At 36.9% G+C, this 14,585-nt stretch carries 13 protein-coding genes; all 13 read right to left on the bottom strand.

Going from position 1 to position 14,585, the window contains the following annotated elements; translation table 11 throughout:
* Window positions 1-2 precede the first annotated feature (2 nt).
* The 13 genes from ACIQ7T_RS11400 to hpaB all read right to left on the bottom strand — a co-directional run bounded on the left by ACIQ7T_RS11400 (window position 3) and on the right by hpaB (window position 14,582).
* Complete coding sequence (locus tag ACIQ7T_RS11400) at window positions 3-1,307, bottom strand: APC family permease (RefSeq protein WP_402870398.1); 1,305 nt, start codon at window positions 1,305-1,307, stop codon at window positions 3-5.
* Between the two features lie 931 nt (window positions 1,308-2,238).
* Window positions 2,239-3,048, bottom strand: a complete 810-nt coding sequence (locus ACIQ7T_RS11395; RefSeq protein WP_402870396.1) for a helix-turn-helix domain-containing protein — start codon at window positions 3,046-3,048, stop codon at window positions 2,239-2,241.
* A gap of 461 nt (window positions 3,049-3,509) precedes the next feature.
* The gene (locus tag ACIQ7T_RS11390; protein WP_402870393.1) at window positions 3,510-5,003 is read right to left on the bottom strand and encodes an aldehyde dehydrogenase family protein; all 1,494 of its coding nucleotides are present in this window, start codon (window positions 5,001-5,003) and stop codon (window positions 3,510-3,512) included.
* A 170-nt stretch (window positions 5,004-5,173) separates the two neighbouring features.
* On the bottom strand, window positions 5,174-5,560 hold the full coding sequence (locus ACIQ7T_RS11385) for a 5-carboxymethyl-2-hydroxymuconate Delta-isomerase (protein ID WP_370079486.1): 387 nt from the start codon (window positions 5,558-5,560) through the stop codon (window positions 5,174-5,176).
* A gap of 13 nt (window positions 5,561-5,573) precedes the next feature.
* Window positions 5,574-6,362 carry a fumarylacetoacetate hydrolase family protein gene (locus ACIQ7T_RS11380; protein WP_402870390.1) on the bottom strand — a complete coding sequence of 263 codons (789 nt, stop codon included), beginning with the start codon at window positions 6,360-6,362 and terminating at the stop codon, window positions 5,574-5,576.
* Between the two features lie 34 nt (window positions 6,363-6,396).
* Complete coding sequence (locus ACIQ7T_RS11375) at window positions 6,397-7,155, bottom strand: fumarylacetoacetate hydrolase family protein (RefSeq protein ID WP_402870388.1); 759 nt, start codon at window positions 7,153-7,155, stop codon at window positions 6,397-6,399.
* Between the two features lie 75 nt (window positions 7,156-7,230).
* Window positions 7,231-8,787, bottom strand: a complete 1,557-nt coding sequence (locus ACIQ7T_RS11370; protein WP_402870385.1) for a solute symporter family protein — start codon at window positions 8,785-8,787, stop codon at window positions 7,231-7,233.
* A 4-nt stretch (window positions 8,788-8,791) separates the two neighbouring features.
* Window positions 8,792-9,145: a DUF485 domain-containing protein gene (locus ACIQ7T_RS11365; RefSeq protein ID WP_370079490.1), complete on the bottom strand. Its 354-nt coding sequence runs from the start codon at window positions 9,143-9,145 to the stop codon at window positions 8,792-8,794.
* 63 nt (window positions 9,146-9,208) lie between these two features.
* Window positions 9,209-10,651, bottom strand: a complete 1,443-nt coding sequence (locus ACIQ7T_RS11360; RefSeq protein ID WP_370079491.1) for an aldehyde dehydrogenase family protein — start codon at window positions 10,649-10,651, stop codon at window positions 9,209-9,211.
* A gap of 33 nt (window positions 10,652-10,684) precedes the next feature.
* Entirely contained in the window at window positions 10,685-11,581 is an 897-nt protein-coding gene (locus ACIQ7T_RS11355; RefSeq protein ID WP_370079492.1) for a cytidyltransferase, read from the bottom strand.
* A gap of 21 nt (window positions 11,582-11,602) precedes the next feature.
* Entirely contained in the window at window positions 11,603-12,076 is a 474-nt protein-coding gene (locus tag ACIQ7T_RS11350; protein ID WP_370079493.1) for a flavin reductase family protein, read from the bottom strand.
* A 23-nt stretch (window positions 12,077-12,099) separates the two neighbouring features.
* Window positions 12,100-13,083, bottom strand: coding sequence for a 3,4-dihydroxyphenylacetate 2,3-dioxygenase (hpaD, locus tag ACIQ7T_RS11345; RefSeq protein WP_402870382.1), 984 nt, complete (start codon window positions 13,081-13,083; stop codon window positions 12,100-12,102).
* A gap of 26 nt (window positions 13,084-13,109) precedes the next feature.
* The gene (gene hpaB, locus ACIQ7T_RS11340) at window positions 13,110-14,582 is read right to left on the bottom strand and encodes a 4-hydroxyphenylacetate 3-monooxygenase, oxygenase component (protein ID WP_370079495.1); all 1,473 of its coding nucleotides are present in this window, start codon (window positions 14,580-14,582) and stop codon (window positions 13,110-13,112) included.
* Window positions 14,583-14,585 lie beyond the last annotated feature (3 nt).

Below are 14,585 nucleotides of genomic sequence, written 5' to 3'. Positions count from 1 at the left end.
ATTTAACTAACATTCTGCCCTTCTATATCTGTTAAGAGTTTCTTGGATTCTTTTGAATACAGGGATCGAATCGCTAAATAACACACACCAATTCCCATCCAGGTAAATCCAACTATTTTTCCAGCTGTTGAAAGCCCCCACAATATATAAAGACAAACCAACGTTCCAATTAATGGAACAATCAAATATTTAACGATATTTTTTTGCTTATTTTTTAAATAGTAGTGTTTAATTACACAAATATTCACGAAAGCAAATCCTAATAATCCACCAAATGCAACTAAGTCTGATACAATTTGCAGATTCAAAGATATTGCACCAATCATTCCGATTATTGACATTAATAAAATATTATTAATTGGTGTTTTATACTTTGGATGGATATAGCTAAAAAATTTTTGAGGGATGACATTGTCACGTCCCATCCCCAAGAGCAGACGACTTGAAGCTGCTTGGCTCGCTAAGGCGCTTGCAATTCCAGATGCGATAATCGTAAGTGTAATATAAGTCTGGAGGAACCCGCCCCCTATCGTCTCTAAAACGTTGAAGAAGGCTGTGTCGGGATTATCAATAGTTAAATAGTTCCCTACAAGAATCACTGCTAAATAAGTTACGGAAACATAAAATACTGTTTGAATGATACAGGTAAACAAAATGGCCAAACCAATTTTATTCCCCCCTACGTTCGTCTCTTCAGCCAAGGTTGTAATAGCATCAAAACCTAGGTAAGCGACAATAACAATAGCTGCCCCGCCAATAACTGCTCCTATTGAAAATGAATCACCATCATAAATTGCATTATAGTTTATTAAAGTTAAATCCCCCGTTATAATATAGTGACTTGCGCTGAAAACGAAGGCAATCACCGCGATAATCATGAGGAGCACTAAAACTAAATTCAACTTAGCCGCTATATCAATTCCAATTATATTTATAATCGTGATTGGGATAGCGAAAATGAGAACCCAACCCCAAACTGGAATGCTTGGTACAAGGGCGTTTGCAAAACTTGCACTGATCAAAAAAGTTAGCATGGGTATCAACAGATAATCAAGGAGCATTCCCCATCCTGCTATAAATCCTATTTTAGGGTGTAGCGCTTTATGGGCGTAGGTATAGGTTGAACCCGCAACTGGGTAAGCTTCAACCATTTTACCGAAACTGTACGCCGTAAATAACATTGCAACAAAACCAAGAACATATGAGAGGACAGAATGGCCCTGAGATACCAATGTGATAATTCCAAACATTGACATCGCTGCAACTGGTGCCATAAAGCCAAGACCAAAAATAACTAAATCTCGCATCTTTAAACTTCTTTTTAGACTTTGCCCATCTGATAAAATTTGAATGTTCCCTATTGATTTTTGTGTTTCTATAATCCCTACCCCCATTGGCGTTATTATAATTTTGTTATTTATACAAAACGTTACCCTCCATACCAATTCAAAACTTTTTCATTCAAGTCAACCCAGGCGCTTGTTAACTGGACATTTCCATAGCCCGCACTCCTAATTCACGTCCGAAACCATTTTGTTTCATCCCTTCAAAAAATGCTGCATGGTTTAAGAAGCTGTATGCATTTACCTATTGATGTAATTGCTTATCTGAAACCTGAGAACCCATCTGGATTGTCGGACCTAGAGGATTTCCTACCCATATCGACTGTGCTTTCTTTACAAATAGCTCCATAAAATCATCTTAGATTGAACCTTGCACAAAATCTGCTTTGATAGGCAGGCAGTTTCTTTTCACTCTACTTCCGCAAGAAAATCAAAATACTCCCGCATTCTTAGCGCAGCTCTATATAGCAAACGGCCATGTTTCGATGGAACCATTTCAGCCAAAAGCCTTCCTAGTAGCTTTGACTGGAGGTCCACATCTTCTGGTCTGACCTCGGATAAGACGGAATTCACTTTTCAGTTCTGGGATTAATAAACGAAAATGTTCTGCCTAACACGGCCTCAACCCAGTTACAACTAATAAACAGTTAGTATTTCGTCATTCATCTGACTCCCCTCTTTGATTTTGTTGATTGCCCATTTTTCCTTAGAACTGTAGTAGGAAAATAAGCATTCTTTATATTAATTACAGATTATCAGATTAAGATAATTTGATATTGTAAAAATCGGAACATTCTAAATTTTCACCCAAGGATTCTTCAAGTATGCGCATGCCGGGTGCACTTAAAAAAGCAATTACTTAAATAAGTAATTGCTTGAGCTATACAAACATTATTTAGCTGGTTTTCAGGCAACTTTTTTGCCCAGTTAATTGATAAGGTGTCATGCATCCAAAATTCCGAAACTCATGTATCAAATGGGCTTGGTCATAATAACCATTCTCATAAATAACATCATTTAACGTAGAGTGGGTTGTCCTCAGAAGCATATTTAGTGATGATTGAAATCTTACTATTTGGCTAAATAATTTTGGGGAAATTCCAATATGATCTTCAAATTGTTTTCTTAAATATCTAGTTGAATATCCTACTTCTTCTGCAAGTTGAGCTATGGTAATATTACCTCTTGTCGCGTATATATTATATAATGCTTGTTTTATTAGTTTTGATGATTTATCAATCTCAAAAATTTGACTTCCCAATATTTCATTGACTCTCTCCGTAAAACTATCGTAGGTTACTACCCTTTCTAAAATATTCGTATTTACAGGAAACATTTCATTTAAGGAAACTTCTTTATCTGTAAGGTCTTTTATACCGAATTTTATTTTCTTAATATCTAGACATGGCAGAAAACGAAACCCAAAGTATGTACTGTTTGGGAGAAGGTTAATCTCTCTACTTTTAGTAACGCTTCCACAAATATTACCGTAATGCTGATCACAATTAATGAGAATATCGATACACCCATCCGGGATAACAGAAATTTGATTACTGACCCCTCCCATTTTAAATTGGTAAAACAGAATAGATGGTTGATTTGGTTTAATTCTAACTTTTTGTTCAGTATAGTAATCTGTCTGAAATTCAAAGTCAGGCTGAGACGGCAAGTAACTAATTATTTTGGAATTTAAAGGATTAATCAACTTTATACCACCTTTAATACAAATTAGTAAACGCTTACAAATCGATGTTTAATATGTGATAATTTCCTCGGTTAATCGAATAACAGCTAAATCAACGGTTTGAAAGTTGCTAATGTTGTTTACGAATGTTCGTAAAATAAGTGTAATAAAAAAAGGAAAAATAATCAATAAAACTTTTGGAAAATTTAGATAATTAATTATTTCCCCTCAGTGTTCCTTTTATTTGATGAAGATGGTAAATTCTTCGAAAAAGTAGACGAGTTACGAATAGCGGGCAGACTTTAAAACAGCTATAAAGAGCGCTTTCCCATTCATAGTAAGTTAAAAGCCTGTATCCCTTGTCACTCAAGGTTACAGGCTTTTCTAACAACGGTTCAATGCTTTATTGAGAAATATCTTCAAATCTATTAATATCCTCTTAATAGTATCGAGCTGTAAGTAATTTGAACTTCGCTGCAATCCTAAAACGGATAATCTAATTTACTTGTCTGTACGGATACCCATTTCGTAACAGTAAACTCATCTACAATCCATTCATATCCAAATCGCCCAATTCCACTTTGTTTCACTCCACCAAATGGAACATTTCCTTCTAGCACTGCAGGCATATCATTTATATGTGTTGTACCAGATTCGATCTCAAGGGCTAATCTTTCCCCTCTTTCTAAGTCACTAGTTATAATGGCAGAGGATAGTCCATATTCCGTGTCATTAGCAAAACGAATGGCCTCTTCATCACTTTCAGCCGGAATAATTTGTGCAACAGGACCGAAGATTTCACAAGATGCAAGACTTGAATCATTAGGTACATCAACAAATACAAATGGAGAAATAACATTCCCTGTAAGGTCACCTTCTACGGCAACTTTTAATCCACTTTCCTTTGCTTTATTAACTAAATCCATGATTTTATCAGCTTGTTTTTCATTTATAACAGGTCCAATAATTGTGTTAGGGTCCTTGGGGTCTCCTACTGTTAATCCCTTTACTTTTTCTACGTATCTAGCAACAAATTCATCATAAATATCTCTATGAACAATAATTCGGTTTGTAATCGCACAGATTTGGCCACTATGCAAAAATTTCCCGAAGATGGCGGCTCTCACAGCTTGTTCAACGTCGGCATCTCCTAAAACTACTAAAGGATTATTGCCTCCAAGTTCTAATGCCATTTGTTTTAATGTTCCGCCTGTTACCTTATTAATATGTTTTCCTACTGCAGTTGATCCTGTAAAACTGATAAACGAAGAATTCTTATTTAACAGGAATTCATCTTCTGATTCTTGAAGATCGGTTAAAATTGAATTAAACACTCCAGCAGGAAGTCCTGCTTCTTCGAAAGCCTTTGCAAAAACTTGTCCACCAACTATTCCAACTTGGAGATCTGGTTTATGAACAACACTGTTCCCGAGAGCAATGGCCGGGAAAATTGTTCTTGTTGCCATGTTAAATGGAAAGTTAAAAGGTGTGATGGACGTAATTACACCTAAAGGCAATCGATATACACGGCTAACCTTTCCTGGTGTAGTAGATGCATAATTTTGGGGTCTGTATATTTCATCAACCATATTAATAGAATCTTTTATGTCACTAACCCCAAAGCCAAACTCAATATGAGCTTTAAGTAGTGTTCCACCTGTTTCCCGTGTAATTAATTCCAAAATATGCTCTTTATTTTTCTCTAAATAGTCTAATGCTTTCGTTAAAACCTCTCTTCTTTGTTCTGGAGTAGATTTAGCCCATTCCTTTTGAGCTACTTTTGCTTTGTGATATGCGTCTTTTATTTGCTCTACATTCGCTAATTCTACAGATGTAATAGTTGACTGATCATATGGATCCTTTATTGAATAAGTTCTTTTACTACCACCCTCTACCCATTGACCGCCAATATAACTTTTGTTTATTTTACTTGCCCATTCAATGCAGTTCACATCTAAAGCCTGATTCTTTGTCATTTAAAGTCCCCTTCCTGAAATGAAAATCTATACTTAACGCGATGTAACCTAAATTGTAAGCGGTATTAATTGTTTTTTATTGTAAAAAGCGGAACTATACTTATCAGGATGATAATTGCTAAGAGAAGCAAAAAAATAAAAGAATAGGAATGAACGACTTACACGCCTTCTTACTTTTTAAAACGTGTATGAATATTGTTATACTTGTAAGTACCTTCCTCACTGAATTCAATCAATTCCATAGATAATGCCAGGTATCGTCTAGTAAATAGATCAGCAAAATGATCCTTCATTACTTCGAATAATTCGTCACAAGTTTCTTTCTTATTTTCAGCCGATCTTCCCGCCCCAATTTTTAATATAGCATGAACAAATGCATCATCTTCTGCTCCATCTGCTACTCGGTAATCTTGAAGTTCAACTGCTCTTGATCGAATTCCTCCAGTCGGAAAAAGATTACTACGGCTAATCAAAACATCATTCACTTTTTTAAGCAAATTCGGAATGTCTGTTTCTTTCTTTATGTTATCGGTATACTCAACAATAAAATGCGGCATGTTTTCATCCCTTTCACTGACTAAAAATAGCGTTATCACTTTTAGTTTTTAAGAAATGTTTTTCGCTAATAATGGTATTTACTAGTCGTCCCACTCCTTCAATTTCAGTAATGACTTCATCTCCTTCCTTTGTATCAACTAAGCCCTCAGGAGTACCAGTAAGGATAATGTCGTTTTTATTTAATGTCATAAAACTACTTAAATACTCAATTAATTGCGGAATACTAAAAATCATATCTTTCGTTGTGCCTTCCTGAGTCACTTTTCCATTTACATAAGTACGCAATGTAAGATTCATAGGATCTTCAACATCTTTTGCATCGACTAGCCATGGACCGATTGGTGTACAAGTATCTCTATTCTTCACTTTTAAATTTGGACGATAATAGTTTTCTAAATAATCACGGATGGCATAGTCATTTGCAACGGTATATCCTGCTACATAATCATAAGCATCTTCTCGTTTAATGTTTGTCCCGGAACGACCAATGACAACTGCAAGTTCACATTCATAATGCATATTGGTAGCCTCAGCCGGTCGGTAAGTCTGATCTCGATGACCAATCAAAGTATTAGGACCTTTTAGAAAAACTAAAGGTTCTGTTGGTGCTTGAAAAGCAAGTTCCTTTGCATGATCTGCATAATTTAGTCCTAAAGCAAAAATGGTTCTAGGTTGGACAGGCGGTAGCCAGACCACTTCCTCCTCAGAAACAATTTGTCCATTATCTAGTTTCAGGTGACCATCATTTGTTTCAATTGCTTGATGAATGACATCCTGAAATACTACACGTGCATGTTTCATAATAATCGCGCTCCTTTACAAAACAATGAGATTTTCATTTAACTGTATTTTCCAAATAACCGATTCCATCGATTGCAATCCGTACTCGATCTCCCTCTTTCACAAGCGGGGGATTTTCAGGTACCCCAACCAGTAAAACATCTCCCTCATACAGCGTCATGAATTCCGAAATTTCAGAAATCAATTGCGATACAGGACGAATTAAATTGGCCGTTGTATTCTTTTGTTTTAATTCATCGTTAACGAATACAGTAATCGTCAACTTATTAGGGTCAGAGATTGCATCGCGTTCAATAATCCATGGACCTACAGGGCAAAAGTTATCTCTTGCTTTTTGTTTAATAGCTGGTCGATAAAAATTCTCATGTGGAATACTCACATCATTTACAATGGTGTATCCTAATACATGATCTAAAGCTTTTTCTTCTGTTACACGAGTAACATTTTTCCCTATGACAATGCCTAATGAGGCACCTACTTGCAGATGAGATGTATCCTCGGGTAATGGAATTGAAGATTTAAATCCAGTAATGGTGTTCACCGGTTTTATATATAAGACAGGCGCTTTGGGAGGCTGTTTATAAGGTTCTTTTGTTAAAGATGAACCTAATGCCTTAAGCTCGCCACTATAATTTAATAAAGCCCCATATACTGTACCCGAAATTGGCGCCTCTAAAGAGGACTGTTCTACGGTTAAATTTCTATCACCGAGAATAATTGTATTGCTTTGAGGATCTACCTCCACTTCTTTTGTGTGAAGGGTTTCACTAAATTTAATAATTGCCTTACTCATAACTATTCACTCCTCTCATAAACTCGTAAATTCTTCTGATAATTACTTAATATTATTGACCTTGCAAAACTATTACTAATGATTAACTACACCTTTAACATCATTACCTATATTTGACTTAACGATAATTTCCGAAAAATTATCCTCTACATTTTTTGACTTACGGGCTCCTATAAATGTACCAATATAGCAGCCTAAGAAACCTAACGGTATTGAAAGAATTCCTGGTGATGCAAGAGGGAAAATAGGATTACCAGTAAATAAGGCTACACCTGGTTGTGGATTCCAAACATTTGGACTTAACATAACCAGACCAATCGTGCTAATTAATCCTATAAGCATCCCAAAGATTGCTCCAGTTTTGTTGAATTTTCTCCAAAAAATAGTTAATAAAATAACTGGTAAATTCGAACTCGCTGCTAATGTTAGAGCGAGTGATGATAAAAAGGCAACATTAAAATTTTGAAGAAATAGTGATAAGGCAACGGCACTAGCAGTGATGACAATCGATGCAAGACGTACCATAAACATTTGCTGTTTTTCGGTTGCTTTCCCGTCTTTTAAAATTTCGTTATAAAAGTCATGGGAAAATGCTGTTGCTCCTGTAACTACAATTCCAGCAACAACTGCGAGAATAGTAGCAAAAGAAACCGCAGAAATGAAAGCAAACATAAAATCTCCACCAATAAACTTTGCTAATAATGGCGCTGCCATATTCCCTGCTGGGTTAGCCTCTATAATATTCGAAGTCCCAACTAGTTTTGCTGCTCCAAGCCCAAGGAAAATGACCATAATATGGAATAGCCCCATAATCCACATAAGCCAAACAACTGACTTTCTGGCAACCTGAGCATTAGGTACAGTTAAAAAGCGAACTAATACATGGGGTAGACCCGCTGTCCCAAGAATGAGCCCAAGTGTTAAAGAAGCTGCATCCCATCCGTTTTTATATTTTAAACCAGGATTTAAGAAATCCATTCCAAAAGGAGTGGCTGTTTTCATATCAGTAAAAATGCCAATAAAATTAAAATTAAATTTCCACATAACCATTACAAACATAATAAAGGTTCCACCTACTAAAAGAACGGCTTTAATAATTTGAACCCAGCTTGTTGCGGTCATTCCTCCAAACAAAACAAAAGCTAACATAGCAACACCAACAATAAGGACTGAAATATTATACGGAATACCTAATAATAATTTGAATAAAGCTCCTGCAGCAACAAGCTGTGCGAGCATATAAAAAACTGAGATGATTATTGTATTGAAGGCAGTTACACCTCGTACTTGTTTAAACTTAAATCGCGCAGTAATCATATCACCTAGCGTATATTTTCCAAGATTCCTTAATGGTTCTGCAACTAAAAATAAAATGACAAGAAAAGAAACAAGGGCACCGTACATGAGGAAAAATCCGTCATATCCCGTTAAAGAAAAGGCTCCAATTAACCCTAAAAAGGTAGATGCAGACATAAAGTCTCCAGCTAAAGCAAGACCATTTTGCCTAGCAGTCAGACCACCTCCAGCTGTATAAAAAGAACCTGCAGTTTTTGTTTTTTTTGAAGCATAGTACGTAATGAAAAGTACCCCTATTGACATGAGTATAAAAAGAAGAATAATATCCCATCCCATATGTCTACAGCCCCTCTTTTACTATGATTTGCTTTACCTTTTCGTCAAATTCAGCAGCCTTCTTTACATAAACACTGCATACCCCAAATGACATAAAGATAATTGAAATACCGTAAATCCACGCCAACGTAATGTCTCCTATTACTTGGACGTTTAATAGATTTGTAAACAAGGCTAGGAATGGTAAAGCTAGTGAATAAGCCAAATAAAAAATTGTGTATGGAATAATAAACTTTTTCTTATATAAAAGTAGTTGTTTAAAATCCTCCGAAGCGGAAATTTTGTCATAATCTATTTGTTTGTTGTCTTGTTGTTCGATGTCTTTTTTTACACTACTCTGTTCTTTTACTAGCTCCAAATTGATAGCACCTCTTTCCTAATAATTTAATAGGGTACTTAAATGCTTCTAATTCTTCGATTTTTAATTTCTATTAAAAACCACTAGTTTTAGCTCTGTCATTTCCTCTACAGCATATTTTATTCCTTCTCTTCCAACTCCACTTTCCTTCACACCCCCATAAGGCATGTGATCTACACGAAACGTTGGAATGTCATTAATCATTACGCCTCCAACATGAAGATTTTCAGCTGCAGTTAACGCTGTATGAACATTATCCGTGTATATTCCCGCTTGGAGACCATATCGCGAATCATTTACTTGCTCAATTGCTTCTTCTACTGCTTGAACTTTATTGATGATCACAATTGGAGCAAACACTTCTTGACACGAAACTTTTAAAGAAGACTCTGCATTTAATATTACCGTTGGCAATAGAATATTCCCTTTTGCGATTCCCCCAGTTGCTACTTCTGCTCCATGTTGTTTCGCCTCATGAATCCAGTCTAAAGTACGTTCCACATCTCCTTTTGAAATAAGCGCTGAAACATCCGTACTTGGATCTAAAGGGTCACCAATTTTGAGTTGTTGAGTTGCTTCAACGAATTTTTGTACAAATGTTTCGTACAAACTTTCATGAATATAAATTCGTTGTAATGATATACATACTTGACCTTGGAAAGAAAAGGCTCCCTTCACACAACGATTAATAATTGAATCAATATCGATCCCTTTATCAATAATAACGGCTGCATTTGAACCCAGTTCTAATGTCACGCGCTTCAGTCCTGCTTTGTTTCGAATACCAATCCCAACAGCTGGACTTCCCGTAAATGTAATAGCTGCAATTCTACCATCGGTCACGATTTTATCCCCCACGACTCTTCCGCTTCCAGTAATAACATTAAAAGCTCCATTAGGTAAACCAGCCTCCTGTAACAACTCGGCTAAAAAGAAGGAAGATAGTGGAGTTTGACTTGCCGGTTTTAATACAATTGTATTTCCTGCGGCAATGGCAGGACCTACTTTATGGGCAACTAAATTCATCGGGAAATTAAATGGAGTAATCGCTCCAATAACCCCAATAGGTTCACGCACCGTATATGCTACTCGTTTTTCTCCACCTGGTGCAGCATCCAATGGAAGCGTTTCTCCATGAATTCGCTTTGCTTCTTCAGCTGCAAACTTATACGTTTGTATTGTTCGTTTCACTTCATCGATTGCAGTAGCAATTGGTTTCGCTGCTTCTAAAGCGATAATTTCTGCAGCTTCATCTAAACGCTTCTCAAACAAAGCTACCAAACGTTCCAAAATAGCTGCACGTTCGTGAGCTGGCATTTTCGCCATTACTGTTTTTGCACGAACTGCAGCTTCAATCGCCTCATTCACTTCTTTTTCATTAGCCTTAGGAATATATGCAATAACATCTCCAGAGTATGGAGATGTTAGAGATGCATGTTCAGTGGCTTCTTGCCATTGACCATCAATGTATAAATTTTTCTTTCTTGCTTGCACTTTTAAATTCATATTCTACTCCTTTCTGTTATATCCAACTATTAATTAGATCACTAGCTCATCTTTTTTCATGTATTCATTCATTCCATATGACTCATTTTGCTTGCCATATTTATAATCTAGCCACCTTACCTTAATCCGCTTCTTGTATGGGTTTACAGAACAATCTTTCAATTGTATTAGTAATGAAGAGTGTTGCTCATTTATAGATATTTGGTGGCAGGTTCCATCATAATTTTTACCATCTATTTCAACTTGAATATGGTAAATACCAGGTTTAGGCATTCGGTATCTCTTTTTTACTATTAATTTAAGAAACTGATGTTTTTTGTAAAAAAGAGAACTTTGATTCACTTCTCCATTAATTTCATAAAAATCGCCAAGGTACATAGGAATCTTCTGCACATGACCTTCATCAAGCAATTTTCGGATTGCTGTTGAACTAATTTTTTCATCACAATGTTGGATCTTTGAGACAGTCGTTACTTCCAAGCTTCCGGGATTATACTCTGATAACGTTTTCATATTACCGAGTCCTTTATAGCCATAATGATAATCAAAGCCTGCTACAACATGTATACATCCAAGTTCTATAATGTATTGTTCAACAAAATCGTTAGGAGAAAGACGGGCAAACTCAGGGCTAAACTCAACAACAAATAATTTCTCAACACCCAGCTTTTCAAATCGATCTTCTTTCAAAGGAAGCGGAGTTAAATAAGTCATTGGCTCCATATGAGGAAAGAGTATATCTTTTGGGTGCGGATAAAACGTCATAACACCAAAGGCGCATTGTTTTTGCACAGCAATTTGTTTTGCTGTTTCAAGAATTCTTTGATGACCGATGTGAACTCCATCAAAAAAACCAAGGGCCAAAACACAAGCTTCTAATTCAGTGAACTTTGATTTATCAATTGAACTTTTGATATAAATTGTCTTCATCGTTGGCCCTCTCCTTATATGTTAAGTTAACTGCGGTGCAGCGAGCTGGCCATATTTCCCTGCAAAGAATGTCAGAGGATTTCCTTCACGAAGGACAATATCTTCTACTTCTCCAAGGAACAGCGTATGGTCACCAGCTACTTGCTTTCCATATACATTGCATGTAATATTCGCCAGCGCATCCTTTACTACCGACATTTCATTTAGTCGGTCAAATTCTGGTTCACGCTTTTCTTTGATCTGGCCGGCGAATAACATAGAAACTTCTTGCTGGTCTTCCGATAAAATATTCACTGCAAATTTACCGGAGCGGTTAATTTTATCCAGCATTTTTGCATTTTCTTTAATCGATATTAGTACGAGTTGCGGGTTTAACGACACTGACATGAAGGCATTTGCTGTCATGCCATGAGGCTCTCCATCAATGTCCGTTGTAATAACTGTTACACCGGTTGCAAATTTACCCATGGCATCTCGAAATGTACGATCATCCATTGAAATTCCTCCATTCTTTTTATTTAAATAACTAATTCTGGTTTGCGCTGTGCAAGGTTTGGTGCCGTCGATTGAATTTGTTCATTGGTTTCAATATCTAAAAACGGAGACGTTTCATTAAACCAGCTGTCCGGTGCTTTTGCCCCCCATAATGTTTGACGACGTGGGTCATTTAAATCCCATCGAATTGGCTCGAAGTCATTGTCACTTGTTAAGTAATCTCCGTTATACAGCTCAATGCGGTATCCATCTGGATCTCTTAAATACAAGAAGAACGCATTGGATAAGCCGTGGCGAGCTGGACCTCTTTCAATGTTCTCTGAATAACCAAGAGAAGCTAAAACATCGCAGCAGTGAATTAGAGCAAGTGGATCCGGTAGCCAGTAAGCAAAGTGATGAAGACGCGGACCATCTCCGTTCATAAAGGCTTGATCATGCACGGTCTGTTTGCGGTGGAGCCACGCAGCCCAGATATTACCATCTTCTATAGTTGTATATTCAGAACATGCAAAACCTAGCTCGTTGATAAAGAAGTTGTAAGCTTTTTCTACATCCGGTACAGCACAGTTTACGTGGTCAATCCGCTGAATTCGGGCACCGCTGTATAAGTCGTAGCGCTGAAGTAAGCGCTCTGCTTTTTCAATCTTACAGAAAAATTCAAGAGGCATCCCTGAAATATCATGTACATGCAGTGCACGCCCAAGAGCATGCTGAGTTCCTTCCTTAAGCCACTTTGTTTTTAAGCCTTTTAATTGAAATAATTCGGCCAGACGGTCAAGATCTTCTTCTTTTGCTACTTTGTAACCGAGTGCATGTACCCCTAACTTATCAGACTTTTTAAGAACCAAGCTGTGGTGTGTGTGTTCTTCAAGCCCTCTCAAATAAACACAGTCGTCCTTTGTTTCCGTTTCAATCATGCCGAGCGCTTTTACATAAAAATCTTTTGAACGGTCTAAATCCTTCACATTAATAACCGTTCTGGCAATACGAATGATATTGAAATCCATACTCCTCATCTCCCTTAGTCGTTTAATTAGCTATTTTTAGCAAACTCTTCTGATCGATCCAAAAATTCTTTTACACGATCAACATATTCCTGTTTGTCATATCCGTTATAAAGCGTACTTGCCATTCTAATTGGATCACCAAAGAAGAAGCGCTCATAAAGTGTTTGTCGAGAACCGAATGAACTTATACATACATCCCATGCCAAACGATAAAGTTTCACACGATTATAAGCATCCCCAGTGGCTGATTGTAAATACTTATCAAGATCCGGACGAATATCAGAATTGAAGTCTGATTCTGATGGAATCGCCATTAAGCCACTTGCACCCATTAGTTGCATAATTTCTGTAAAGCGAGGGTAAATTTTTGGGAAGTAATGACGTGCTACATTTAACGGTGCAAACTCTGGTGTCATAATTCCCCATCTATCCACTTTTGCATTTGCTTCGGCAGCAACGACATATGCTTTCATCGTTTCAAGTGCAATAATTACCTCAGAGATTTTCTCCTGTATATGTTGGTATTGGCCAATATTAATTGTCTCTGCCATTAATTGAAGAATACCAAGTACAAACTCTGTCTTCGCAATATTTTTTGATACAACTTGATGCGTCATATGAACAACTGCATTACTTTCATTGTAGGCCTGGTTGCACACATTAACATCACCAAGGGCAAAGACTCGATTCCACGGAACGACAACATCATCAAACACAACAATGGTATCCATTTCTTCAAAGCGAGATCCTAGCGGATGGTCGAAATGAGACTTACCATAATCAAAAGATTCTCGACAAATAAATTTTAAGCCCGGTGTGTTATTAGGAATAGAAAATGCAAATGCATATGGATTTTCTTCAGCTGATTGTTTTAACAAAGTAGATGGGAATACCATGATTTCATCGGTAATACCACCTTGAGTAGCAAGTAATCTTGCCCCTTTAATAACGACCCCTTCAGATGTTTTCTCTTTAATCCGTGCTGCAATAAACGGATCTGGAAGCTGTGCTGAATTTACTCCCCTATTGACTTGAGGCTGAATCAACGTATGTGTTAAAGATAAATCATTTTCACGACAATACTCGTAGTAGTTGGTCATGTTTTCGGCATAGATGGAGTCCTGTTTTCCAAACATTTCTGAAGCTGAACCATACGCCATCATCCCGACATTAATGTAATCAGGGGAACGTCCCATCATGCCACCATTATATTTCGCCCATTCTTGCATCATTTTGCGACGTGTCACCAAATCTTCTTTTGTTTTTGGCTGAATAAAAGATGTACCTACCCGTTCACCAGTTGTTGGAGATACATATGTCATGTAATCCTTTTTGTCTGGATCATGTTGCAAATCGTAAAGTTCTGCCTGAGTCTTCATAACCCCTTTAAAAGCTGAATGTTCAGAAATCTTCCCTTCTACTCGTTTGCCATCAATCCATATATTTGCCTGTGCATTATCAACTCTTTCAATATATTGCTTCCCTGTTTTTGCTGGCATTAT

It is taken from the genome of Lysinibacillus sp. NPDC096212 (assembly GCF_044763105.1).
Classification (GTDB): domain Bacteria; phylum Bacillota; class Bacilli; order Bacillales_A; family Planococcaceae; genus Lysinibacillus.
Note: the sequence above shows the minus strand (reverse complement) of the source record. Positions and strands in the feature narration are given on the sequence as shown.

Excerpts from the sequence above, each read along its gene's own strand:
- ACIQ7T_RS11400 (WP_402870398.1), bottom strand. The coding sequence starts at position 1,307 with ATGCGAGATTTAGTTATTTTTGGTCTTGGCTTTATGGCACCAGTTGCA.
- ACIQ7T_RS11390 (WP_402870393.1), bottom strand. The coding sequence starts at position 5,003 with ATGACAAAGAATCAGGCTTTAGATGTGAACTGCATTGAATGGGCAAGT.
- ACIQ7T_RS11385 (WP_370079486.1), bottom strand. The coding sequence starts at position 5,560 with ATGCCGCATTTTATTGTTGAGTATACCGATAACATAAAGAAAGAAACA.
- ACIQ7T_RS11380 (WP_402870390.1), bottom strand. The coding sequence starts at position 6,362 with ATGAAACATGCACGTGTAGTATTTCAGGATGTCATTCATCAAGCAATT.
- ACIQ7T_RS11375 (WP_402870388.1), bottom strand. The coding sequence starts at position 7,155 with ATGAGTAAGGCAATTATTAAATTTAGTGAAACCCTTCACACAAAAGAA.
- ACIQ7T_RS11370 (WP_402870385.1), bottom strand. The coding sequence starts at position 8,787 with ATGGGATGGGATATTATTCTTCTTTTTATACTCATGTCAATAGGGGTA.
- ACIQ7T_RS11360 (WP_370079491.1), bottom strand. The coding sequence starts at position 10,651 with ATGAATTTAAAAGTGCAAGCAAGAAAGAAAAATTTATACATTGATGGT.
- ACIQ7T_RS11355 (WP_370079492.1), bottom strand. The coding sequence starts at position 11,581 with ATGAAGACAATTTATATCAAAAGTTCAATTGATAAATCAAAGTTCACT.
- ACIQ7T_RS11350 (WP_370079493.1), bottom strand. The coding sequence starts at position 12,076 with ATGGATGATCGTACATTTCGAGATGCCATGGGTAAATTTGCAACCGGT.
- hpaD (WP_402870382.1), bottom strand. The coding sequence starts at position 13,083 with ATGGATTTCAATATCATTCGTATTGCCAGAACGGTTATTAATGTGAAG.
- hpaB (WP_370079495.1), bottom strand. The coding sequence starts at position 14,582 with ATGCCAGCAAAAACAGGGAAGCAATATATTGAAAGAGTTGATAATGCA.